Annotated in this window: 22 protein-coding genes; 12 read left to right on the top strand and 10 right to left on the bottom strand. The window is 66.7% G+C overall.

The features are described from left to right. Window positions 1-5: 5 nt before the first annotated feature. From HMPREF1478_RS02320 to HMPREF1478_RS02300, 5 genes are all read left to right on the top strand, one after another. Complete coding sequence (locus HMPREF1478_RS02320) at window positions 6-1007, top strand: phosphoribosylaminoimidazolesuccinocarboxamide synthase (protein WP_016460473.1); 1002 nt, start codon at window positions 6-8, stop codon at window positions 1005-1007. A 64-nt stretch (window positions 1008-1071) separates the two neighbouring features. Further along, on the top strand, window positions 1072-1353 hold the full coding sequence (purS, locus tag HMPREF1478_RS02315; protein WP_016460472.1) for a phosphoribosylformylglycinamidine synthase subunit PurS: 282 nt from the start codon (window positions 1072-1074) through the stop codon (window positions 1351-1353). Next, the gene (gene purQ / locus HMPREF1478_RS02310) at window positions 1350-2057 is read left to right on the top strand and encodes a phosphoribosylformylglycinamidine synthase subunit PurQ (protein ID WP_016460471.1); all 708 of its coding nucleotides are present in this window, start codon (window positions 1350-1352) and stop codon (window positions 2055-2057) included. The genes purS and purQ overlap by 4 nt, the downstream gene beginning before the upstream one ends. A 69-nt stretch (window positions 2058-2126) precedes the next feature. Continuing rightward, window positions 2127-4484, top strand: coding sequence for a phosphoribosylformylglycinamidine synthase subunit PurL (purL, locus tag HMPREF1478_RS02305; RefSeq protein ID WP_016460470.1), 2358 nt, complete (start codon window positions 2127-2129; stop codon window positions 4482-4484). 1651 nt (window positions 4485-6135) lie between these two features. Continuing rightward, window positions 6136-6921: a CDP-alcohol phosphatidyltransferase family protein gene (locus HMPREF1478_RS02300; RefSeq protein WP_016460469.1), complete on the top strand. Its 786-nt coding sequence runs from the start codon at window positions 6136-6138 to the stop codon at window positions 6919-6921. A 224-nt stretch (window positions 6922-7145) separates the two neighbouring features. Here HMPREF1478_RS02300 and HMPREF1478_RS10680 read toward each other — a convergent pair whose 3' ends face one another. Further along, entirely contained in the window at window positions 7146-8054 is a 909-nt protein-coding gene (locus HMPREF1478_RS10680) for a P-II family nitrogen regulator (protein ID WP_016460468.1), read from the bottom strand. Window positions 8055-8155: 101 nt separating this feature from the next. On the opposite strand from HMPREF1478_RS10680, the gene HMPREF1478_RS02285 reads away from it, so the two are divergent. Next, window positions 8156-8524 carry a sterol carrier family protein gene (locus HMPREF1478_RS02285; protein WP_034474833.1) on the top strand — a complete coding sequence of 123 codons (369 nt, stop codon included), beginning with the start codon at window positions 8156-8158 and terminating at the stop codon, window positions 8522-8524. A gap of 43 nt (window positions 8525-8567) precedes the next feature. Here the strand turns inward: HMPREF1478_RS02285 and HMPREF1478_RS02280 are convergent, their stop codons facing one another. Further along, entirely contained in the window at window positions 8568-8846 is a 279-nt protein-coding gene (locus tag HMPREF1478_RS02280) for a DUF4235 domain-containing protein (protein WP_016460466.1), read from the bottom strand. 141 nt (window positions 8847-8987) lie between these two features. On the opposite strand from HMPREF1478_RS02280, the gene HMPREF1478_RS02275 reads away from it, so the two are divergent. Next, window positions 8988-10271 (top strand): type 2 periplasmic-binding domain-containing protein, encoded by a 1284-nt coding sequence (locus HMPREF1478_RS02275; protein ID WP_016460465.1) that lies wholly within the window; start codon window positions 8988-8990, stop codon window positions 10269-10271. A 25-nt stretch (window positions 10272-10296) separates the two neighbouring features. Here HMPREF1478_RS02275 and HMPREF1478_RS02270 read toward each other — a convergent pair whose 3' ends face one another. Together HMPREF1478_RS02270 and HMPREF1478_RS02265 are read right to left on the bottom strand one after the other, a co-directional pair. Then, complete coding sequence (locus tag HMPREF1478_RS02270; RefSeq protein ID WP_016460464.1) at window positions 10297-11616, bottom strand: DUF4921 family protein; 1320 nt, start codon at window positions 11614-11616, stop codon at window positions 10297-10299. A gap of 19 nt (window positions 11617-11635) precedes the next feature. Beyond that, entirely contained in the window at window positions 11636-12514 is an 879-nt protein-coding gene (locus HMPREF1478_RS02265) for an aldo/keto reductase (protein WP_016460463.1), read from the bottom strand. Between the two features lie 144 nt (window positions 12515-12658). Here HMPREF1478_RS02265 and HMPREF1478_RS02260 point away from each other — a divergent pair, with 144 nt between their 5' ends. The 5 genes from HMPREF1478_RS02260 to HMPREF1478_RS02240 all read left to right on the top strand — a co-directional run bounded on the left by HMPREF1478_RS02260 (window position 12659) and on the right by HMPREF1478_RS02240 (window position 18373). Beyond that, on the top strand, window positions 12659-13483 hold the full coding sequence (locus tag HMPREF1478_RS02260; RefSeq protein WP_016460462.1) for a hypothetical protein: 825 nt from the start codon (window positions 12659-12661) through the stop codon (window positions 13481-13483). A gap of 392 nt (window positions 13484-13875) precedes the next feature. After that, window positions 13876-14484, top strand: a complete 609-nt coding sequence (locus tag HMPREF1478_RS02255) for a PadR family transcriptional regulator (RefSeq protein WP_016460461.1) — start codon at window positions 13876-13878, stop codon at window positions 14482-14484. Further along, complete coding sequence (locus tag HMPREF1478_RS02250) at window positions 14481-15218, top strand: ABC transporter ATP-binding protein (RefSeq protein ID WP_016460460.1); 738 nt, start codon at window positions 14481-14483, stop codon at window positions 15216-15218. The genes HMPREF1478_RS02255 and HMPREF1478_RS02250 overlap by 4 nt, the downstream gene beginning before the upstream one ends. Before the next feature lie 20 nt (window positions 15219-15238). Then, window positions 15239-17941 carry an ABC transporter permease gene (locus HMPREF1478_RS02245; RefSeq protein WP_034474830.1) on the top strand — a complete coding sequence of 901 codons (2703 nt, stop codon included), beginning with the start codon at window positions 15239-15241 and terminating at the stop codon, window positions 17939-17941. Window positions 17942-17950: 9 nt separating this feature from the next. Then, window positions 17951-18373 (top strand): RNA-binding S4 domain-containing protein, encoded by a 423-nt coding sequence (locus HMPREF1478_RS02240; RefSeq protein ID WP_016460458.1) that lies wholly within the window; start codon window positions 17951-17953, stop codon window positions 18371-18373. Between the two features lie 155 nt (window positions 18374-18528). Here HMPREF1478_RS02240 and HMPREF1478_RS02235 read toward each other — a convergent pair whose 3' ends face one another. From HMPREF1478_RS02235 to HMPREF1478_RS02210, 6 genes are all read right to left on the bottom strand, one after another. Then, complete coding sequence (locus tag HMPREF1478_RS02235) at window positions 18529-19254, bottom strand: hypothetical protein (protein WP_016460457.1); 726 nt, start codon at window positions 19252-19254, stop codon at window positions 18529-18531. Continuing rightward, window positions 19251-19685, bottom strand: coding sequence for a DUF2510 domain-containing protein (locus HMPREF1478_RS10070; protein ID WP_016460456.1), 435 nt, complete (start codon window positions 19683-19685; stop codon window positions 19251-19253). Before HMPREF1478_RS10070 ends, HMPREF1478_RS02235 begins: the two co-directional genes overlap by 4 nt. A 116-nt stretch (window positions 19686-19801) precedes the next feature. Continuing rightward, on the bottom strand, window positions 19802-20497 hold the full coding sequence (locus HMPREF1478_RS02225) for a hypothetical protein (protein ID WP_016460455.1): 696 nt from the start codon (window positions 20495-20497) through the stop codon (window positions 19802-19804). Then, complete coding sequence (locus HMPREF1478_RS02220) at window positions 20494-20736, bottom strand: hypothetical protein (protein ID WP_016460454.1); 243 nt, start codon at window positions 20734-20736, stop codon at window positions 20494-20496. Before HMPREF1478_RS02220 ends, HMPREF1478_RS02225 begins: the two co-directional genes overlap by 4 nt. Window positions 20737-20821: 85 nt before the next feature. Next, window positions 20822-21520, bottom strand: a complete 699-nt coding sequence (locus tag HMPREF1478_RS02215; protein WP_016460453.1) for a hypothetical protein — start codon at window positions 21518-21520, stop codon at window positions 20822-20824. Next, entirely contained in the window at window positions 21517-22125 is a 609-nt protein-coding gene (locus tag HMPREF1478_RS02210) for a DUF2510 domain-containing protein (protein ID WP_016460452.1), read from the bottom strand. The genes HMPREF1478_RS02215 and HMPREF1478_RS02210 overlap by 4 nt, the downstream gene beginning before the upstream one ends. Between the last annotated feature and the right edge of the window lie 24 nt (window positions 22126-22149).

The raw sequence follows: 22149 nt of genomic DNA, 5'->3' as shown, positions 1-22149 counted from the left end.
ACACTATGACCGCCACCCTCCACGGCTGGACCCCGCTGAGCGCGGGCAAGGTTCGCGACATCTACGCTCCCGACGAGGCCGTGGTCGGCCCCGCGCCGCAGACCGCCACCCTGGCGGGACGCCCCCGCCACGCAAAGGCAGGCCCGGAGGCGCTGCTCATGGTGACGTCGGATCGCATCAGCGCCTACGACTACGTCCTGCCGACGCTGATTCCCGGCAAGGGTGCGGTCCTCAACCAGCTCGCCATCTGGTGGATGGGCCAGCTGCGTCCCCTCACGGAAAACCACCTGCTGGCCGTCGGCACGAAGGCCCCGGCCGAGGCCTCGCGCGCCCTGGAGGGCGCCCAGCCCACGCGTTTCACGGTTCCTGCCGAGGTGGACGGGCGCGCGGTCGTGTGCCGCAGCCTGCACATGATCCCCATCGAGTGCGTCGTGCGCGGCTACCTGACCGGCTCGGGTCTGGCCGAGTACCGCCAGTCTGGTTCCGTGTGTGGCATCGCTCTGCCCGAGGGCCTGACCGAGGCCTCGCGCCTCGAGGAGCCGATCTTCACGCCGGCCGCGAAGGCGGAGCTGGGCGAGCACGACGAGAACATCACCTTCGAGCAGACCGCCGAGCGCATCGGCGAGGAGCTCGCGGTCGCGATCCGCGACCTGTCCATCGCCCTGTACAAGGCCGCCCGCGACATCGCTGCCGAGCGCGGCATCATCATCGCGGACACCAAGTTCGAGTTCGGTATCGACGTGACCACGGGAGCCCTCGTGCTCGCCGACGAGATCCTCACCCCGGACTCCTCGCGCTTCTGGCCCGCAGACCAGTGGGTGGAGGGCCAGGTGACACCCAGCTTCGACAAGCAGTACGTGCGCGACTGGCTGGTCTCCGACCAGTCCGGATGGGACCGCGCCTCGGGCGCCAACCCGCCCGCGCTGCCCGACTCCGTGGCCGCCGCGACCGCCGCGCGCTACGTCGAGGCCTACCGCCGACTCACCGGGTCGGACCCCATCCTGTAAACAGACTTGCCCGCCGGGCAAGATGCGCGGCGGGATCCTCACCAACAACACAAGGAGGAACGCCGTGGGGCGAATCATCGTGGAAGTGATGCCGAAGCCGGAGATCCTGGATCCCCAGGGTAAGGCTGTCGGTTCGGCGCTGCCCAGGCTCGGAATCACGAGCTTCGAGGCCGTGCGCCAGGGTAAGTGCTTCCACCTGAGCGTGGACGGTCCCGTCACCGACGAGCTCCTGGAGCAGGCCCGCAAGGCCGCCGAAGAGGTCCTGTCCAACCCGATCATCGAGGACGTCGTGCGCGTCGAGGCCATCGACGAGGCCGACGCCCGTTACGCGGGAGGCGCGCAGTGACCCGCATCGGAGTCGTCACCTTCCCGGGCACCCTCGATGACCGCGACGCCGCCCGTGCGGTGGAGATCGCTGGCGCCGAGGCCGTGTCCCTGTGGCACAAGGACGCCGACCTGCACGGCGTCGACGCGGTCGTGATCCCCGGCGGCTTCTCCTACGGCGACTACCTGCGCTGCGGTGCGATCGCCGCAACTGCCCCCGTCATGAGCGAAATCGTGCGCGAAGCCGGACGAGGCCTGCCCGTCCTGGGCATCTGCAACGGCTTCCAGGTCCTGTGCGAGTCGCACCTGCTGCCCGGCGCGCTCATCCGCAACGACCACCAGAAGTTCCTGTGCCGCGACCAGGTGCTGCGCATCGAGAATGCGGACACCGCGTGGACGCGCACCTACAGCGCCGGCGACACCATCACCGTGCCCCTCAAGAACGGCGAAGGCAACTTCCAGGCCTCCCCCGCTGAGCTCGAACGACTCGAGGGCGAAGGCCGCGTCGTGTTCCGCTACGTCGACTTCAACCCCAATGGAAGCGCCAACGACATCGCGGGCGTCACCAACGCCGCGGGCAACGTCGTCGGCCTCATGCCCCACCCCGAGCACGCGACCGAAGCCGGCTTCGGCCCGCTCTCCCTCGGCCCCGACGGCGCCAGCCACCACGGCGGCACTGACGGCCTGGGCATCTTCCGTTCCGTCCTCGCATCCCTCGTCGGCTGACGACGCCACCGCGCCCTCACCCGTGAGGGAGCCCCGGCCTCGTCCCAGACCTTTCGAATGGAAACACGAATGACCTCCGAAAACACCCGCGAGCTGCCCGACACCGTCGAAAACGCCGCCGCGACCCCCGACCAGGACATGCCCTGGAAGGAACTCGGCCTCAAAGAGGACGAATACCAGCGCATCTGCGACATCCTCGGACGCCGACCCACCAACGCCGAGCTCGCCATGTACTCCGTCATGTGGTCCGAGCACTGCTCCTACAAGTCCTCCAAGAAGCACCTCGCCGAACAGTTCGGCGCGCGCACGACCGACGCCATGAGGAAGAACCTCCTCGTCGGCATGGGCCAGAACGCCGGCGTCGTCGACATCGGCGGCGGCTGGGCCGTCACCTTCAAGGTGGAGTCCCACAACCACCCGTCCTTCGTCGAGCCCTACCAGGGCGCGGCCACCGGCGTGGGCGGCATCGTCCGCGACATCATCTCCATGGGCGCCCGCCCGATCGCCGTCATGGACCAGCTGCGCTTCGGCGCCGTCGACCACCCCGACACGGCGCGCGTCGTCCACGGCGTCGTCTCCGGCGTCGGCGGCTACGGCAACTGCCTGGGCCTGCCCAACATCGGCGGCGAAACCGAGTTTGACCCCTCCTACCAGGGCAACCCCCTCGTGAACGCGCTGTGCATCGGCAAGCTGCGCCACGATGACATCCACCTGGCCAACGCGACCGGCGAAGGCAACCTCGTCGTCCTCTTCGGCGCGCGCACCGGCGGCGACGGCATCGGCGGCGCGTCCATCCTCGCCTCCGAGACCTTCGAAGACGGCATGCCCGCCAAGCGTCCCTCCGTCCAGGTGGGCGACCCCTTCATGGAGAAGGTCCTCATCGAATGCTGCCTCGACCTGTTCGAGGCCGATGTCGTCCAGGGCATCCAGGACCTCGGCGCCGCGGGCATCTCGTGCGCGACCTCGGAGCTGGCCTCCAACGGCGACTCCGGCATGCACGTCGACCTCGAGAACGTGCTCCTGCGCGACCCCACGCTCACCGCGGGCGAGATCCTCATGAGCGAGTCCCAGGAACGCATGATGGCGATCGTGACCCCGCAGGATCGCGAGCGCTTCTTCGAGATCATCGACAAGTGGGACGTCGAGGCCGCGGTTATCGGCCACCTGACCGGCGACGGCCGCCTGACCATCGACCACCACGGCCACCGCATCGTCGACGTCGACCCGAAGACCGTCGCCCACGAGGGCCCCGTCTACGACCGCCCCTACGCGCGCCCCGCGTGGCAGGATGAGCTGCAGGCCGCCACCTCCGAGGACCTTGCGCGTCCCGCCACGCGCGAGGAGCTCATCGCCGACGTGCGCGCCGTGCTCTCCGACGTCAACCAGGCCTCCAAGGCGTGGGTCACCGACCAGTACGACCGCTACGTCCAGGGCAACACCGCCCTCGCCCAGCCCGACGATGCGGGCGTCATCCGCATCGACGAGGAAAGCGGCCTCGGCGTCGCCCTGTCGACCGACGCCAACGGCTGGTACACCAAGCTCGACCCGGCAGCGGGAGCCCGCCAGGCCCTCGCCGAGTCCTACCGTAACGTCGCCGTCGTCGGCGCCGAACCCGTCGCCATCACGGACTGCCTGAACTTCGGCAACCCCGAAGACACGGACGCCATGTGGCAGCTGGTCACCGCCATGACCGCGCTCGCGGACGGCTGCATCGAGCTCGAGATCCCCGTGACCGGCGGCAATGTGTCGCTGTACAACTCGTCCGGCACCGAGAAGGGCCTGCCGAACTCGTCGATCAACCCGACGCCCGTTATCGGCATGCTCGGCATCCTCCCCGACGTCACGCGCGCCAACCCCTCCGGCTTTACCGAAGAGGGCCTTGCCGTCATCCTCCTGGGCACCACCCGCGAGGAGTTCGACGGGTCCGCGTGGGCGCGCATCGCCCGCTCGCACCTCGGTGGCCTGCCGCCCGAGGTCGACCTGAAGGCAGAGGTCGCCCTCGGTAACGTCGTGCGCGCGCTGAGCGCCGCCGATGGCCCGGACGGCCCACCCCTCGTGCGCGCCGCTCACGACCTGTCCAACGGCGGCCTCGTGCAGGCCCTCGTGGATTCCGCGCTGCGCTTCGGTATTGGTGGCGTCTTCGACGTGGCCGGGGCTGCCCGCCGCGACTGCGTCGGCGACCACGAGATGCTCCTGTCCGAGTCCCAGGCCCGCGCCTTCGTCGCGGTGCCCGAGGCGGCCGTCAAGGCCGTGTTCGCGGCCGCCGAGGCCGAGGGCGTGGACGCCGTGCGCATCGGCACCACGGGCGGCGACATGCTCGCGATCAGTGGCGTGGACCTGCTCGCCGCCGAAGGTGAGGGCTGCGGCTGGATCGCCTCGATCGACGAGCTGCGCGAGCTGAGCGAGACCGGACGCAAGTACTTCTGAGCACTCGCGTCTGAGTAGTCGCGTCAGGGGGCGCGGGCCTGCGGGCTCGCGCCCCCTGTGCTGTGTTTTGTCTGTTGTCCGTCGGCGCCTGCATGTTTGTTGCTTGTGACGCCGCTGGTGTTCCGGGCATCATCTGATTTCCGGCGTTGCTTCACCCGCCTGATTTCTGGCCGCCGCGGGGCCTGCTCGCCCGCAGTTTATTGCTGCGTGTTGTTGCTTGTGGCCCCATGGGTGTTCCGGGTGCCGTCGGGCCCGGCCGCTGTGTGTGCCGGTGGGCGGCGGCCCGCCCGCGAGTCGTCCGCGCTGAGAGCTTCGCTCGGCGCGTCGGCTCGTTGTCCGGCCAGGCCCCGCCGCCGCCCACCGGCACCGCGTCCCGGCCGTTTGGTCCCTCCGGTGCCCTCCACACCAGTGGTGCCCGGAGTGCTGACGTGTCCTTGTACCTCGTCTCGAAGCCCGGCCTGGCTCCGCCGCCGCCCACCGGCACCGCGGCACGTCCCTCCGGCGCTCAATCATTAATGTCGCATGCAATTCTCCTGAGTCTATTTCAGGTATTGAAATCTAATCGTTGATATTCCGCGGTTTTTGGGCTTGCGTTGGTTCGTGCTGTGGGGGAATTGCATGCGAAATGTGGTTGGGGTGATCTTGGCGTAGTCTCAGCAATTTCGCACGTAATTCCCCAGTAGCTTGTTCAAATATTGAATTTGCGTCGTTGGAATTGCAACGTTTTCGGGTGGTCTCAAAAAATGACCGGGGGAAATTATGTGCGGAATTTGGCTGGCGATAGCCCTGCCAACCCGTGCTGGCCCTGCCAACCACCCGCCCGCCCGCCCGCGGCGGGGCCCTGTGGTTCCTCGGGTGCCCTTCGTGCCGGTGGTACGTGGTGTGCTGTTGTGGCTAGCCCCGTTTCTGCCTGGTGTTCGGTACAAAGTTCTCCCTGCTTGGGTTCTTGGTGGTGAAAACGGTACAAAACTCTCCCTGCATGCGTAGATTGCGCCATATTGGGCCATTTCGGGTGAGCAGGGAGAGTTTTGTACCGGACATGCGCCGAGGGCGGGTGAGCAGGGAGAGTTTTGTACCGGAGCGGCCCGGCGTGGCGTGTTGTTCGCACGTGAACCCCTCGACATGCGTGTTAACCCCTTGATGCGCACGTAAACCGCTAGGTATGCGCCTGGGCGGCGGTGCCCACGTGCATATCAACGGGCCCACGTGCGGATTAGCGGGCCCACGTGCGGATTAGCGGGCCCACGTGCGGATTAGCGGGCCCACGTGCGGATTAGCGGGCCCACGTGCGGATTAGCGGGCCCACGTGCGCATTGAAGGGCTGGGGCCACCACCTATCTGACCCGGGTGCACGCAAGCGAGCATACTCTGGCTAGGTCCGGGTGGGTGCGACGGTCGCCACGCCCGTGCGCACGCCAATGACTGGGCAGGAACACTCCCCGAGTATGCAAACATAAGCACGACCTCATCAAGGACCGGCCAGGACCGATTCGAAGTGTCATCAATTTGCAGTCGCGGTGCATGGGGACGACGCGCGGCAGATCTGTGACAACGCTCCGAAGCCATGCCATATGGTCGAAGTCCTACTAAAAGCTCGTCAATCTTTGGCATACTGAGGGGCGGAAATTATCCGCCACGACAGGAGCTGTCCGTGCCTGAGCAAAACGTCCCCACTGCAACTGAGCAGGCTGCTGCAACTGAGCAGGCCCCGGCCTCGTCGGAGGCTGCCAGCAAACCCAGCCTGGGCCGTGTGATCGCCGCGTGGGCGGTGCACGCGTTCACTATCTCCGGACTCGCGTGGGCGACGCTCGCGCTCTTCGCGATGCTCGACAATAACATCCCGATGATGTGGCTGTGGTTCGCCATCGCGCTCATCGTGGACGGCGTCGACGGCACCCTGGCCCGCAAGGTCGGCGTTCGTCAGGTGATCCCCTGGTTCGATGGCGGCGTCGTCGACAACCTCGTCGACTACCTGACGTGGACGTTCCTGCCGGCCTTGTTCATGGCGATGTACCTGCCGTTTGGCCCCAAGCCCGTCCCGGTCATCATGATGGTCGTCATCATCGTTTCCTCCGTGTTCTGCTACGCAAACGATGGAGAGAAGTCGAACGATAACTACTTCGTGGGCTTCCCGGCGGCGTGGAACTGCGTGGCGATCGTCATGTACGTGCTTCAGACTCCCGCGTGGGTGAATATTGCGGCGACGATTTTCCTTGCGATTATGACGCTGGTTCCGCTGCATTACACGCACCCGGCGCGCGTGAAGCGCTTCCAGATCCCCAACATCATCGGCGCGGCCGCGTGGATTGTCGCGTGCGCGTACCTGGTGGTCGTCTACCCGGTGCAGCCCCTGTGGACTCTGATTCTGTTCTGGGTGGGCGGCGGCTGGTTCATGATCGCGGGCTTCATTCGCACGGCGACCGGCGAGGACAAGTAATCTCCTCGTCACGAACGAATACGAACGTCCCCCGGGCCTCGCGCTCGGGGGACGTTTGTTCTTGGCGGATCCGTTGTCGTGCAGGCGGGGTTGTCGCCGCGACGGCGACGAGGCCGGGGCGGGGTGTGCGATGCCCGGGGGCGAGGCCGTGGTCGGGTGGTTGTAGCGGGCGATCGGGGCCCCGGTCGCCCGGAACGCCAGCGGGCTGCAGCCCGCTCGCGCACCTACAGTTGCTCCGCGAGGCCTTTCTTGACGGCGCGGTCGCGCCGGTAACGGAAGACTTCGAGGAAGATCCCGCCGAAGAAGATGCAGGCGATGGCGGTCCAGACGCCCGGGGGAGCGTGGCGCCCGTACATAAGGAAGTACACGTAGGGAGCGAGGAAGGTGACGGCCGCGGTGGCCGCGCCGACGATGCGGTGCCAGAGCTTTTGGCCGGCGACCATTTCGATGAGCCCCCACGTGTAGGGGATGGCGGTGATCATGTCGATGGCCCACAGGATGCGCCAGTCGCCCCGGAAGTGCGGCACGTACATGACGGGGACGGCGCGGGCCATGGAGTAGACGAGGACGACGACGTAGGCGATGAATTTGGGGTTGCGGCACAGCTTGAGGAAGCCGGCGCGTTCGATGATGGAGGCGCCGACGGCTCGCGAGGCGTGCGTCGCGTGCGAGGAGGTCGTCAGCGTGTCGAGTCCGGCCATGGCGACGCGCATGAACTCGCGCTGTTCGTCGCTGCCGGATGCCCAGTGTTCGAGGAGCTCGAGGGGGGACATGGCGACAGGCGTGTAGCCGTCGCGCGCCACTCCGGCCTCGTGGATGATGTCGGCGCCGAGGGCATCGCGTAGCCGTGGGAGATTCTCCGTGGGGATGTTGGCGATCCACAGGCGCACGCGGCGTTGGATGGCGTCGTGGAGTTCGTGGGAGAGGGCGTGCCCGGCGGCGGAGTGGGGCGAGAAGCCTTCGGCGGCGATGTCTGAGAGTGAGCCGGGAACTTCGACGATGCGGGTGGTGAGGTCTCCGGCGCGGTCGACGCCGGAGATGGCGATGATGGTGGCAGCGTCCCACTGGTAGCTGCGCGCGATCTCGAGGTCGAGGATCGAACGCAGTGTGATCAGGGAAGCGGTGTCACTCACGTGGGGCCTCTCGTTGGAAGTTGGACACAACCATTGTGCCTGACAAAGTGGTCGGATTGCACGCCCGGGGTGGGCGTGGTCGCGCCGCGTAGAATCGGGGTATGGCGAAACGACGGATTGACCCGGGTGAGGGAATGGTGGCGCTGCGCTCGTGGCGCGACGCGGTGGGGCGCGGCGAGGAGCCGTCGCGTGCGGTCGTGTTGACGGCGGTCCGCTTCACTCTCGAGGAGCTTGGCGTCTTGCATCCGGGGCGCGCGGTCGAGGTGCGTGTGCCTCCCGCGGGCGCGGTGCAGATCCTGCCGGGGACGACTCACCGGCGTGGCACTCCGCCCGCCGTCGTGGAGACTGATCCGCGCACGTGGCTGTCGCTCGCGTGCGGGCTCCTCACGTGGGACGAGGCCGTGGCAGGGTCTGCGGTGAGCGCTTCGGGTGAGCGCACGGACCTGGGGCCCTTCCTGCCGCTCGTGTGAGCAACAGGGCAGGTGACGAGGCAGGGGCCTCGGTGTGTGGGGCTCAGGCCTCGAGCTGGGGGATGCCGAAGCGCGCTTCGAGCTTGGGGGCGAGCCACTTCTGGGAGCCCTTGTAGGCGTAGCGCTGGGCGACGGCCGCGATGGCGGCGGAGGAGGCTGCGAAGAGGACCAGCGAGGCCATGGTGACGTCGTCGGCGTCCTCGGCGGGAATCGGTCGGCCGGTTGCGATCTTCCAGCCGGCTTCGAAGAGCTTGGAGGCGGCGAAGGCCGCTCCGGCGATGACGACGGTCGTGGCGACCTTTTCGATGGTGGCTGAGTCCATGGTTGCCTCCTGGCGTGGGGGGTGGTTGTCCCTTCGCGCGTGCGCGTGCTTCCATGATGCCCCACGCGGGGCTCTTGCGCGAGGGCCACGGGCGTGCTGCCCTATGCTTGAACGGTAGTGTCCCCGTCAGAAGGATTCCTCATGGCTCGCGCCCGCTCTGTTTTTGCGTTGTCGGCCCTCGCTGTTGCGGCGACGACGGTGGCGGCTTGTTCGCCGTCCGTGTCCTCGAGTGCGCCTCGGGATCCGTTTGCGTCGCCGATTGTGCCTGGCCAGAGTGCGCGCGCGTCGTCGAGCGCGGCGGGGCACGGCACGATTGATGCGCCGACCCCGCGTAGCGGTTCGGGCACGGTGACGGTCGCTCTCGTGGGTGGCGCGCAGCTGCCGATGGAGACGGCTCAGGAGTTTACGAAGGCGACCGGTTTTACGGTGGCGGCTGTGCCGGTGGACAGTGTGGATGAGCTCGCGAAGACGAACGCGGACGTTGTTCTGGGTCTCGATGGCGCGGACGCGTTGCAGGCGAGCGCGTCGGGCGCGATTGCGACTGTCGCGCCGCAAGATACGGTGACGCTGTCGGGTACGGCGGTGGAGGGCGCGGCTGGCGCGGTCGCCTACGGCCGCGATGATGTCTGCGTCATCGCCGACAAGTCGTGGATGAGCGCGAATGGGCGTCCGTTGCCGACCTCGTTTGGTGATCTGACGTCGCCGCGTATCCGCGCGCTGCTCGCGGTCCCGGACCCGGCCTCGTCGTCGGTGGGTCGCGCGTTCGTGCAGGAGGCGGCCGCGCAGACGGGCGAGGGCTTGGGGTCGTTCGCGCAGTCTCTGAACCCGCGTGTGGACCCGTCGCTGGGAGCGACGGTGGGCGCGTGGACCGCTGGCGCGCACGTGTCCGATGGGTACTTGTCCGAGGTCGTGGGTGCCTCCGCGGGAACGTCGGGCGCGTATCCGCTGGTTGTGGCGCCGCGCTCGCTGGCTGCCGCGGCCGCGACGAACACGGGTGCGGACTCTTACGGCACGCCGATTTCGTCGACGTGCATTGCCCGCATCATGTACGCGGCGGCGACGGGGTCGTCGGCTTCTGATGGCGCGGAGTCGCTGATTGCTTGGCTGCAGGGGGAAAGCGCTCAGCGTTCGTTGGCGACGACGGGTGCCGCGTATCCGATTGATGGTGCGCTCGCGGCCGACACGAAGGCCAGTTGGCTCATGGGTATCACGGGCGAAGCAGTCGTCGCTGACGAGACGGTGGGCTCACTGGATGCGCTTGATGCCTGGCTGGCCACGTGGTCCTCGGCGCTGGCCGCGCCTGCACCCACCCCCTCGCAGACTCCTGCCGCCGACGCGGGAACCGATCCCGGCGCGTCCAACGCAGGGCAGGATCAGGCGCCCTCGGATGAGACGGGCGACGACGATCCGGGCGACGAGGAGTAGCCCCGCCGCGCCCCCACGAGTCGAGTCAGCCTCGCAGCATTGCGGGGCTGACTTTGCATTCCTCCCCGATCCGCATGGGGGCGATGAGGCCCGCTTCGCGTAGTTCGAGGAGGCGCGGCACGGTGCGTTCGACGACCTTCCACGGGTCGATCGTGTTGAGGTAGATACGCGTGCCGCCCTCGAAGCCAGCCAGGGTCGAGATGCGCCACTTGAGCAGGATGCGCCAGCGCATGGGGGTGGAGACCGTGGGCGGGCGGTGGTACCACTCTTCGTTCGCGGGCACCTCGACGCCGGTTGCGGCGTGCGCGGCGTGGAGGATGTCCGAGATGCCTCGCATGGCCTCGGGACTGACCTCCCACGGGTTGGCGGCCCGTCCGAGGGGCCAGATCGCGATGCCGGGGAAGCGGTGCCCGAAACCGGCCAGGGCGACGGCGTGCTCGTTCTGCGCGATGAGGAGCTTGCGCGTGGCCGCGACCGTGAAGATCTGGTCGTAGATGTCGGGCTGGGCGCGCAGGCGTTCCAACTCGGCCTCGGTTTGCACGGACAGGTCGTCGATGGCGACGAGCTGCTTGTGGAGGTGGTCGAAGGACGCGCCGGCGGGGCGCAGCCAGTTCTGGAAGGTGGCGACGTAGCGCACGGCGGGGTCGAGGTCGTAGAGGTCGCGCATCGAGCGGGCCGTGTAGGCCGTGTACTGCGCGTGCTCCTCGGGGGTGAGGGTGCCCGACCCGGCCAGCTGGTGGGCCTCGGTGGCACCGTCGACGTAGTGGCGCCTGCCGATGATGAGGTCGTGGCCGCCGGAGAAGAAGCCGTTGGCGGCCTGCAGGCGCGCGGTTTCGCTGGTGGCGGTGAACTCGCCCTCGCTCATGCCCGAGGCCAGCATGCGGGCGCGCACGACGTTCATGACGTGCTCGTATCCCGCGTCCGAGGCCAGGTAGTGGGCCATGCGGCGTCGGTCCGCCTCGGAGGGGACGTGGCCGTGGTTGAGGTGCCAGTAGTTGTAGGAGACGATCTCGAACAGGTTCGGGATGCGTCGGAACTGCGCAACCGTGTCGGTCAGCTGGTCGGCACCCAGGGCGTCCAGCTGTTCCCAGGACCCGTCCTCGTGGCGCACGAGGCGCGACTTTTCGGGAGGGGTTTCGAGGTAGCGTCCCGAGCAGAACGCGCAGTGGTGCCCGTCGGCCTCGTGGTCGATGGGGTTGTGGTCCGCGTGCGGGGCGGTCAGGGGCCGGTTGCCGCGGCCCGGAACGGTCCACACCTCTGTGCCCGTCAGGAGGTTTTGCTGTTTGACAGTGCCGTCGGCCAGTCGGACGATGGCGCGGTCGGCGCGCGTGAGCTTGGAAGCCATGCCTGTATCGTACCCGTCTTCAGAGTCGGTCCATCGTGGCCGGATGCGACCCCATGCGCCCGGCCTCGCCCGCGTCCAGCGCGTCGATGCGCGCGCTCTGCTCGGGCGACAGGGAGAAGGAGAACACGTCGAAGTTAGCGGCCATGCGCTCGCGGTTCAGTGTCTTGGGGAAGACGACGTGGCCGCGGTCGAGGGCCCAGCGCAGGGCGACCTGGGCGGGGCTCACGCCGAGCTGGGTCCCGATCTCGATGAGCGTCGCCTCGGTGACGGCGCGTCCGCGCGCGAGGGGGGACCAGGCCTCGAACACCATGCCGAGCCCCTGCGCGTAATCGCGCAGCGCGGCGTTGGGCAGGAAGGGGTGGGCCTCGACCTGGAGGACGTGCGGGGCGACCGTGGCGACGTCTCGGACGGCCTCGATGTGCTCGCGCTCGTAGTTCGACAGGCCGATCGCTCGCGCGCGGCCAGCAGTAAAAGCGTCTTCGAGGGCGGGCCAGGGCAGGGCGACGTCGCCCCCGTAGAGCGTGGGCAGCGGCCAGTGCACGAGGAGGAGGTCGACGTAGTCGGTACGCAGGTCCTCGAGGGAACGCTCGATCGAGGCGGCAGCCCGCTCGGGTTCGTGGTTGGAATTGTCGACCTTCGTGGTGACGAACAGGTCCTCGCGGGCGATGCCCGAGGCCTCGAGCGCTGCCCCGACCTCGGCCTCGTTGCCGTACATCTGGGCGGTGTCGATGTGGCGGTACCCGACTTCGAGGGCGCGGCTCACTGCGTCGTACGTGTCCTCGGGTGCGACCTTGTAGGTGCCGAAACCGAGCACGGGGATGGGCGTGCCCGTCGGAAGCGCGAGGGTTGGAATCGGGGACGGGGCCGGGGCGGGGCCTGCGGGAAGCGGGGTGTTCATCGGTGAATCCTCCTAGTCGCCACCAGTGTAGCCTCCCGCGTCGGGGGCGGTCGCGGTCGGCGCTCGCGCTGGCGGTCGGTGTGCCGTAGCGTTGTCCTGGTTTCGGCGCCGTGTGGGCGCCCGTTCGAGAACACAGGAGAAATCATGATCAACGCATGCGAGACGGAGGACGGCGTCGTCTTCGATATGAGCGAGCTGGAGTGCGACGCGCTGCGCTCATACGCCGATGGGTTCCTCGCCGACCCCGCGCATCCTTTCGTTGAGCTGCTGCGCGGCCAAGGCCTCGTCGTCGGCGATACTCCTGTCCCGCACCTCGCCGCGGTCCTCGAGGGGTTCGCGCAGGCGACGAAGGTGCTCACCGCCTGGGTCGTCGCTCCGGCCGGATGTCGCCTCGTCACCTTCTTCGTCGGCCCGCGCTCCGTCGTCGTGTCGCGGTGTGACGATGAAGGTATGTACGGCGGCGAGGAAGACATGCTGTCGGTGTGGGCGATCGATGTTGCGCAGCTGAGGGAGACGTTCCTCGAGCTCAGTGCCTTGGGAGAGCCGTCGGGCGAGGGGATTGTGCCGACGGCGGTGCCCGAGGTGATCTTCACTGCCCTGGAACGGGGCGACGTCCCACAGATCCTCCAACAGGTGCCGAGCGTTGCTCGCGAGATCGCCGAGGTGATCGATGCCGAGGTCGACGAGGCGACGGGAGCCTTCTGGGCGGACGTCGCGGACGAGGCGTGGGTGGGGCTCGCCGTGCGGGTCGTTGATGCGGTGTCGTACCCGGATCTGTCGGGCGACAGTTGGCGATTGCTTGCCACCAGCCAAGACGTGTGCGAGGTGCTGGCGGGCGTGGAGTTCGCCGAGCTGTACCCCGATGAGGTGCCCTTGCTGGCGGATAAGGATGGCGGATTCTGGGCGGCTGTTGCGCCGTCGTCGCCGGAGGTGCTCTGGGAAGATATTGAGGACGTTCTCGCCGAGTAGGTACCCGCGTGAGCGATAGATCTCAAAATTTGAGACTGTCGGCTGACAAATAATTTCTGTCCCAATGGTCAGAGCGCCCTCGAGGGCGGTTTTTCCTGGTTTTGGAGGATGTTCGCCTCGACTTTGGAGGGCTCTGGCTGTTTGACGGGTGCTTTGTTGGAATATCACTGAAAAACTTGAAAAAGGCATCTGCAACGTGGTTGGCACTTTTATTGGTGTCACGGTCGATTTGCCTGATATTCCCCGTCATTTCGGAAACCCCTGTCTAACCAGCTGGTAGGGTTTATGTTAGGTAACCCACCGCCGATTCCCCGCTCTAACAACGATTTTGGCGTACGATAGATACTGTTCAACCACAATCGTCTACACGTCCAGACAACGAACGGAGAGTTATGTCGGTTCGCAATGCCCTGCTGGCGCTTGTTGCGCAGCAGCCCGCCGGTGTCTACCGCCTGAAGCAGATGTTCGAGGAGCAGACGTGCGGAGCATGGCCGCTGAATATTGGCCAGGTCTACCAGACGATGCAGCGCCTCGAGCGCGACGGCCAGGTTGTGTCTCACGCTGAGACCAACGCGGGCCGTGATTCCGAGGTCTTCGAGCTGACTGATGCTGGCCGCGATGTCCTCAACGCCTGGTGGTCCACCCCCGTTCCCCGCGAACATCCCGAACGTGATGAGCTCGTTATGAAGCTCGCTGTGGCTGCCGCCGATCCCACGGTCGACGTCGAGGCCATGATCCAGACCCAGCGTCGCTCGACCCTGGGCTCCCTGCGCGATGTGACCCGCCTGAAGGCTTCGGCCGATGAGGGTGAGCTCGCGTGGAAGCTCATTCTTGAGCGTCACATCTTCGACCTCGAGGCCGAGCTCAACTGGCTCGACCACATTGAGTCCGGTGCGGTCTCCGAGGCCGCGCGTCGCGCCGCCTTCGCCGCTGCGAAGGGTCGCTCGATGAACTGGGCTCAGGCTGAGGCCGGCATTTCGGAGCGTGCCGGGGTGCGATGAGCCAGCCTGTGCCGCTACCGATCAGGATGGCGGGTGTCGGACATGAGTTCGGCGCTGACGGCGTCCGAGTGAGAGCGCTCGACGGGATCGACCTTGAGGTCGCACCCGGCGAGCTTCTCGCTGTTATGGGTCCCTCCGGTTCCGGTAAGTCGACGCTGCTGTCGATTGCCGGTGGCCTGGAGCGTCCGACCCGCGGGCATGTCTATATCAACGGGGTTGACCTGGCGGCCCTGGATAGCGTTCATCGTGCCGAGGTTCGTCGTCGGTCGATTGGATACGTCTTCCAGGATTACAACCTGATCCCCTCGCTGTCGGCCCTCGAGAACGTTGAGATGCCGCTGCAGCTCGATGGTGTGAGTCCCTCCAAGGTGCGCGAGGCCGCGATGGCCGCGCTGGAGGAGGTGGGCGTTGCGGACCTGGCGGATCGTTTCCCGGAGCTCCTGTCCGGTGGCCAGCGCCAGCGCGTCGCAATCGCCCGCGGACTCGTGGGTAACCGCTCGGTCATTCTTGCTGATGAACCGACGGGTGCGCTCGATTCTCACACCGGTGAACAGATCATGTTGGTGTTGCGTGATCACATTGATGCCGGTGCAGCCGGTATCCTCGTGACTCATGAGGCCAGAATGGCCGCATGGGCAGATCGGACTGTCTTCCTGCGCGACGGTCGCATTGTCGACCGATCGAGGGGGGATTCGCTGAAGGATCTGCTGGCAGACACTGCACCAAGGATCTGATGAACCGACTCAGCACACGGATGAGGCGATGGGGAGTAGTACTCCGCATCGCCTCTCGTGATGCGCGCCAAAGCCTGGGCCGTACGGCCACGGCGGTCTTCTTGATCTCCCTGCCGATCATCATTGCGATCGCGGCGATCACCTTCTGGGACGTCACGACCTCGCAGCGTTACCAGGCCTCGTCGTGGCTCGGCCACCGCAGCGACGTCCAGGCGGTGACGCTGCACCGGTCGTCGACGGCCATCGAGCAGGACTTCACCGCGGACCGTCTGTCGAAGACGGCCTCGAGCGACGAGGTCTCGGTGTCGATGGACACGCTCGACAGCTGGCTGCCCGAGGGCGATCAGCTGGTCGCCGTCGATACGCTCTACCAGCTGCGTCTGGAAACGGCCGACGGTACGGGCTTCACGGTCGACAACGGCACGCAAACGGCTTCGCTGGAGGCGCCGCGCGTCAATGCGGGTGGTAAGAGCGGGCCCTTGGCCGCTGGTCATGCCGTCATTTCCGAGGATGTGGCCCGGGCCCTGTCGGTGAGCGTTGGCGACTCGGTGAACCTGTCTCTGACGATCGCGAAGGAACGAGCGACTCAATCCCTGAAGGGTAACGTCGTGATCGACTCCATCATTGGGGGTTCCGAACGCGCGATTATCGGCGACGGGACGCTTCCGATTGACCGCCTCGCGGTCGCGGGGCGCACCCAGACTGCCTGGTTTGTGACGGGACCGACGCCGGTGTCGTGGGAAAAGATCCGCGAGCTGAACGCGTCCGGTTTCTCGGTCCTGTCCCGTCAGGTGCTGGCAAACCCGCCCGATGCCTCGGCCCTGCCCTCGCAGATCGCCCAGTACGAGGTCCCCCAAAGCACTCGGAGCGCCAACCCGTGGCAGTACCTGCTGCTCGTTGCCGGTATTCTCCTGATCCTCACGGAGATGATCCTGCTCATCTCGCCGCTGTACACCGTTGCTCAGCGCTCGGTCATGCGCACGGCCGCGATGATTGTCGCTAATGGCGGTGACCGCACCGACGGCCGTCGGCTCACGATCGCCCACGGCGTGATCATCGGCCTCTACTCGGCTGTGTTTTCCGCGGCCTTCTCAGCGGCCGCGATGGTGGGAATCGGCATGTGGTCGGGCCTGGGCATCGGCATCGTCCCGTGGTGGCCCCTCGCGCTGTCCGTGCTCCTGCCGGTACTCCTGTCGCTCATGGCGTCGGTGTCACCGGCCCACACGACATCGCATATTGACACCTCCGCCGTTATCGGCGGTCGCGTGTGGGAGCCGTCGCGCCTCGTGCGTCGCCGCATGATCTACCCGTTGGCGCTTCTGGCGGGTCTGCCACTCCTCGGTGTCGCCGCCTGGTTCGGTTCGGTGCTCGCTCTCGTCGTCGGTATCGGCCTGCTGGAGGCGGGTCTGATCGGCTCAATCCCCTACATCTTTACCCGGTGGCGCGTTCCCAACCGCCGCGCGTCGATGAGCATGCGCCTGGCGCTGCGCGACGCCGTTCGCAATGGCCACCGCACCTTCCCGGCCATGGCCTCGATCCTGACGACGGTGTTCGTGGCGTGCGGCCTGCTCATCACCCTGTCTTCCTCGAACGAGGCCGGCTGGAACTCGCGCCCGCACGTGGGGCAGCGGGGCCAGGTCTTCGTGTCGACGGTTGACCGCACGGATTCGGTCAAGCGCTCGCGCGACCTCATGAAGTCGGCTGTTGATGCGGTCGACGGCCAGCGCGGTGTCACCTCGCAGGCGACGCTGAACGGCTTGGCGTGGAATAGCGGCCCGGGTGGCCCGACCACGATGGTCGAGGCGGTGCACCCGTACAACAATTCGACGTTCACGATGTCGACGAACATGGGCACCATGACGGAACTGGACGTGGCGTACATGGTTGATGACGGCACGTATCTGCGTCAGGCTGGGTACTTCAGCAACGAGGACGACATGGTGCGTGCGATCGCTACCTTGAACGCCGGCGGCGTCCTCATTCCCGACCCGGACTACATCGATGGTGCGGGCCAGGTGACGCTGCGGAGCCTCGACATGAGTGCCATCGCGGAGGCGAAGGCGGCGGGAGCGTCGGACGATAACCTGCCGGACGCCAAGGTGACGACCGTCCAGACCTTCGTTGCCTCGCCCCTGACTCGCGTCAACGTCATCGTGCTGTCGCCGACTGCGGCGTCCTACCTCGGACTCCAGGTGCGGCCTCTGGGCGAGCTCCTCACCGTCGATCATCCGGTGAGCCCCGTCGATGCTCCGTCGTTCCAGGCGACGATTGCGCGCCAGGTGCCCGGCGCCTCGGCCCAGGTGATCGTGCCGACGATGCGCTCCCTTGTCTTGCCCTACGTCGCGGCGCTTATCGCGGTTGTTGCCGCGGCCGCCACGGTCGCTCTCGTTGTGGCGCTGTCGGCCTCGGATATGCGCCCCGACCTCGATACGCTCGATGCGATCGGTGCTGCCCCCGCGATGCGTCGCCATGTGACGACCTGGCAGGGCGTTGTCCTCGCCCTGAATGCGATCCCGACGGCGGTCCTCGCCGGCCTCGTCGTCGGCGTTCTTGCCGTCATCACGTTCGCTCGCTCCCGCATCTTCCCGACCCTGACCACGCTGTGGCCGGTCGTGCCGTGGGGTGCGCTCCTGGGCATGCTCATCGGCATGCCGATCCTGTGCGCGCTCGTCGCGATCGTCCTGACGCCCCGCCACCAGAAGCGTCTGCGTCGCATCAACTAGGGGACGCCGATGAGTGAGACCCCCGACGACGTCGTAATCCCCGCCGGTGCGCTCGCATCGTCGCCCGTGCGCGTCGATACCTGGCTGTGGGCGACCCGTCAGCTGAAATCACGTTCCCAGGCGACGGCCGCCGTGCGCGCTGGGCACGTGCGCGTGAACGGGGAGCCCGTCAAGGCGGCCTACAAGGTGCGCGTGGGTGACGAGGTGCGCCTGCGCATTGAGGGATTTGACCGCATCCTTGGGGTCGTCCTGCTCCTGGCTAAGCGCGTCTCCTACCCGCAGGCGCGTACCGCCTACGATGACCGCACGCCGGAGCGCCCGCGCGTGCATATTCCCGTCGCCATGCGGGAGAGGGGCAGTGGGCGCCCAACCAAGAAGGAGCGTCGCGAGCTCGATAGGCTGCGCGGCTACGATTCCCACGAGCACTACTAAGCTCATCGACGAGGCCGGGGCCGGCCCGGTGGGGTGCGTGCGGGGGTGTCATCGCGGCTGAGTTGCTTCCGGGGCTCGACCGACAAGCGTCGGCTGCGGATGCACGAACCCCGCCGCCCACGGGGCGACGGGGTTTCGCGTGTCGGAGCGCCGCGTTACTCGTTCGGGTAGAACGATGACACGGTGATCTTGTAGTACTCGCCCCAGGTGGGGTCGTAGGGAGCCTCGATCAGCGTGCTGCCGTTACCGCTGCTGTCCAGGGTGACGATTGCGACGTTGTTGATGTCGTGGCCCTTCGACGTGAACGCGTTGTTCGTCGCGCGCACGGTCATGTCGAGCGTGACTGTCGTGGAGGAGAAGGACGCGAGATCCTTCTTGATCGTGTCGTTTGCCTTAACGGTCGCGGTGCACGTGATCTTCGTGCGTGATGCATTAATAGTGCACTCGCTGGTGGTGTCGAAAGCCGAGTTGGGATCGTTGTTAGCAACGAGGTCACTAATGGTGACCTTCTTCTGGCACTGCTGATCGACAGCGTGCTGAGCCGTCTCGCTCACGTCGAGGTAGAGCTGACGTAGCTCGTCGAACTTCGCGACATTCTCGGGTGTGATCTGCGAGCACCAGTAGGAGGCGAGCTCCTGACCGGCCTGCTCGCGAGTCGCCTGGGCCTCGTCGCGCATGTTGGTAGCGGACTTGGCGGTCATCGCAGTCGCAACAAGCATGGCGATCGTCAAGACTGCGAGGAGCGCTGCGACGATGAAGGTGACGCGGTTGAAGATGGACAGGCCCTTGCTCTTAGCGGGCTTCGTGGTGGCCGCGGTCGCGGTGGGAGCCTCGGTGGCTGCGGTGGCCGCGGGGGACGCTGCGGTGTTCAGGTCAGTCACTGGATTGCCTCCTGCACCTTCTGGAGCTCACTCTTTGCGTCATCGAGGATGGACTGAGAATGCGCGACGTCCTCGCGCGCCTTTCCGTGCATGCCAGTCGCAATGATGCTCGTGCCCAGGAAGAGGACGACGAGGAGCGAGGCGATGACGGCGAGGGCGATCTGTCCGCCGGTGGCCTTGGTGGCAGGCGTCTGGGCCACGGGGGTGAACTGCACCGTGGTGTCGGTGGGCTGCGGCACGGCCTGAGCGGCGGTGGCCGCGGTCTCGCCGGTGGCCGCGGCATCGCCTGCGGCGTTCGGGGTTTCGGAATTCGTGGCGGTGTTGGAAATGGGCGCGGCCTGGTAGCGGTCGGTCCACTGCGCACCGTCCCACCAGCGCAGCTGGTCGGTTCCTGCAGGGTCTGCGTACCAGCCCTGGACGGGGTTACTCACGAGGAGGCTCCTTTCACTGTGTCCCCCTCATTCTATGGGAGCATCAATTTTATTGATTCGGTCAGTGATTGGCTTCACGTGAATAGGGGGTAGCGGGACCTCGTTCGATTCTGGTGTTACTCGTTTGGGAAGAAGGAGCTCACCTGAATGTCGTACGCGCTGCCCCAGCTGGGGTCGACGGGAACATCGAAGGTCACGGTCCCGCTGCCGCTCGAATCGAGCGTCACGGTCGCGACGTTGTCGATGACGTGCGGCTGGGTTACCAAGCTCGTCTGGGTGTCCGCGACGCGCATGCGCAGGGTCGCGGTCGTTGACGGATAGTTTGCGAGTTTGAGCCGCATCGTCGTTGGACTGGCGTTCACGGTAGCGGTGCAGGAGGCGGTGCCCTGCGACTCGTTGAGGGTGCACTCGGGATCGACCGTGAAGTCGTACAGGGGATCCGCGCGGCGGATAATTTCCGCGATGGAGACGCGCGCCTTGCACTGTCGTTCGATCTCCGCTTTGAGGTCATACGACGCTGCGTCGTAGTCCTTGTACAGGTCGGGCACCTTCTCGGCGTTGTCCGGGATGATCTGGTCGCACCAATTGGCGGCCTTGATCTCGAGCGTGCGCTTCTTAGTCTTCTCCGTGTCGTTTGTGAGCTCGCGGACCTGAGCGCTGCGGGAGGCCGCCAGCGACAACAGGGCGACGGTTGCGACCGCGCTGATGACGACGATGATGGCCATGATCCAGTTGACGATGCTCAGGCCTCGGCTCTTCGTCGCGACCTTTGTCGCCGGGCGAAGGGAGGTCGGGGAAGAATTCTCGCTCACTTGCCCGCGTCCTTCGCTTCCTGGAGGTCCCGCTCGGCCTGATTGTAGGTTGATTGAGCGCGCTGGAGGTCCTCCCCGTCACGGACGTACACGCTGCCGGCCAGCACGGCGCCGACGACGAAGAAGAACGCCAGGAGCGCCAGGATCGCGGCAGTGACGATCTGCGAGGCGGGCGGCTGCGCGGTGGGCTTGGCCGCCGCGGGTGTGGCCGCAGCAGGCACCTGACCGGGGTTGCTCACGGGGAGGCTCCTTTCACTGTGTCCCGCCAATTTTAGGTCAGCGCCAATTGGTGGAATCTGTTCAGTGATGGGCCTCACGTGTTTGTCAGAGGCTGGTCGGCCACCAGGAGGTCATGGTGAACCCGCACTCGGTCTTGTCGGTCATCGCCGGGTCGTACGGAACGGAGATCGTGAACGTAGCAGGGGTTCCCGGCGTGAGCGTGACAGTTGTGGTCCCCTGGTAGGGGGAGGAGGGGTTCAGGGTCGTGCCCTTGTCGAGGGTGTAGCCGGAAATCGTCAGTTCGAGCGGCCCGAGCGAGGAGATGGGGCTCGCGGAGTTCAAGGTGATGGTGCCGTTGATCGTCGTGGTCACCTGGTCGGTCGTGCACTCGGGGACGCCGGGGCTGAAGGCGGCGTCGGCGCCGGCGCCGGCGCGCTGCGCGTTGGCGAGAGTCTCCTTGGGGGCGCATTCCTGGTGAATGGCGTCCTTGACGGCCTGCGTCGCCGAATCGTAGGTCTTGATGGCGTCGCGGATCGAGGCGGCCGTGTCGCGGGTGACGGAATCGCACCATGCCTTAGCGTCCTTGTGGACGTTGGCGGCGTCAAGGCGGGTCTTCGCGTCGGTGATCTGCTGGTCGACCGCGGCCTTCTCGGATTGCGCCTGCTCGGCCTGCGCCTCGTAGCTGGACGCAGAATGCGAACGCCAGACGTTGATGCCGCCGACGACGGCGGACAGGATGATGAAGATGACCGCGAGGGCGGCTCCGGCGACGGTCGCTGCGCGCAGCGGTGCGGGTGCGCTCACTTGTTGGCCTCCTCGATCTGGCGGTTAATGTCCGCGAGCGTGGACTGCGCGGTGTCGAGCTCCTGCTGCGCGGTTTCGGCGCGGCTCTTCGCGTCATCGTGGATGCGACCGCTGGCGCCCAGGTGGGACCATGCGAGAACGAGGACCGCGATGAAGACGGCGACAAGCATCCAGGAGGCGACGCAGCCGAGTGTCCACTTGAGGGTGCCCGAACGCTTCGGGGTCTCCTGGGAGGGCTCGGATTCGTCGGGCATCGGGATCGGGGCAGCGCCTGCCTCGTCCATCGACGAGGCGGGGGTGGGCTCCCACGCCGCCGTCTCCTCGGGGGAGGGGGCGGGTACGGTGTCCTCCCAGTACGAGGGTTCCTCGGGGGAGGGGATCGGCGGGACCTCGGCAGCGTCCTGAACCGGCACGTTCGCCGCTACCTGCTCCTGCTGAGCGTAGTACTGGGCCTCGTCGTAGGCGGGGATCGCCTCGGCGGTCTCAGACTGCGCGGGGGTCGCCTCGTAGGGTTCGACGTATTCCGTCCAGGCATGACCGTCCCACCAGCGCAGCTGCGCGGCACCGGTCGGGTCGGCGTACCAGCCTTCCGCGGGTTCGCTCATCGTGATTCTCTCTCCCGTGTCGTG

Origin of the sequence: Actinomyces sp. HPA0247 (genome assembly GCA_000411415.1) — a bacterium.
In the GTDB taxonomy this organism is placed as follows: Bacteria; Actinomycetota; Actinomycetes; order Actinomycetales; family Actinomycetaceae; genus Pauljensenia.
The sequence above is the reverse complement of the archived record's forward strand: the minus strand, read 5'-3'. Positions and strand labels throughout refer to the sequence as shown.

Excerpts from the sequence above, each read along its gene's own strand:
- HMPREF1478_RS02320 (WP_016460473.1), top strand. The coding sequence starts at position 6 with ATGACCGCCACCCTCCACGGCTGGACCCCGCTGAGCGCGGGCAAGGTT.
- purL (WP_016460470.1), top strand. The coding sequence starts at position 2,127 with ATGACCTCCGAAAACACCCGCGAGCTGCCCGACACCGTCGAAAACGCC.
- HMPREF1478_RS02285 (WP_034474833.1), top strand. The coding sequence starts at position 8,156 with ATGGCGAAACGACGGATTGACCCGGGTGAGGGAATGGTGGCGCTGCGC.
- HMPREF1478_RS02280 (WP_016460466.1), bottom strand. The coding sequence starts at position 8,846 with ATGGACTCAGCCACCATCGAAAAGGTCGCCACGACCGTCGTCATCGCC.
- HMPREF1478_RS02275 (WP_016460465.1), top strand. The coding sequence starts at position 8,988 with ATGGCTCGCGCCCGCTCTGTTTTTGCGTTGTCGGCCCTCGCTGTTGCG.
- HMPREF1478_RS02270 (WP_016460464.1), bottom strand. The coding sequence starts at position 11,616 with ATGGCTTCCAAGCTCACGCGCGCCGACCGCGCCATCGTCCGACTGGCC.
- HMPREF1478_RS02265 (WP_016460463.1), bottom strand. The coding sequence starts at position 12,514 with ATGAACACCCCGCTTCCCGCAGGCCCCGCCCCGGCCCCGTCCCCGATT.
- HMPREF1478_RS02260 (WP_016460462.1), top strand. The coding sequence starts at position 12,659 with ATGATCAACGCATGCGAGACGGAGGACGGCGTCGTCTTCGATATGAGC.
- HMPREF1478_RS02255 (WP_016460461.1), top strand. The coding sequence starts at position 13,876 with ATGTCGGTTCGCAATGCCCTGCTGGCGCTTGTTGCGCAGCAGCCCGCC.
- HMPREF1478_RS02250 (WP_016460460.1), top strand. The coding sequence starts at position 14,481 with ATGAGCCAGCCTGTGCCGCTACCGATCAGGATGGCGGGTGTCGGACAT.
- HMPREF1478_RS02245 (WP_034474830.1), top strand. The coding sequence starts at position 15,239 with ATGAGGCGATGGGGAGTAGTACTCCGCATCGCCTCTCGTGATGCGCGC.
- HMPREF1478_RS02240 (WP_016460458.1), top strand. The coding sequence starts at position 17,951 with ATGAGTGAGACCCCCGACGACGTCGTAATCCCCGCCGGTGCGCTCGCA.
- HMPREF1478_RS02210 (WP_016460452.1), bottom strand. The coding sequence starts at position 22,125 with ATGAGCGAACCCGCGGAAGGCTGGTACGCCGACCCGACCGGTGCCGCG.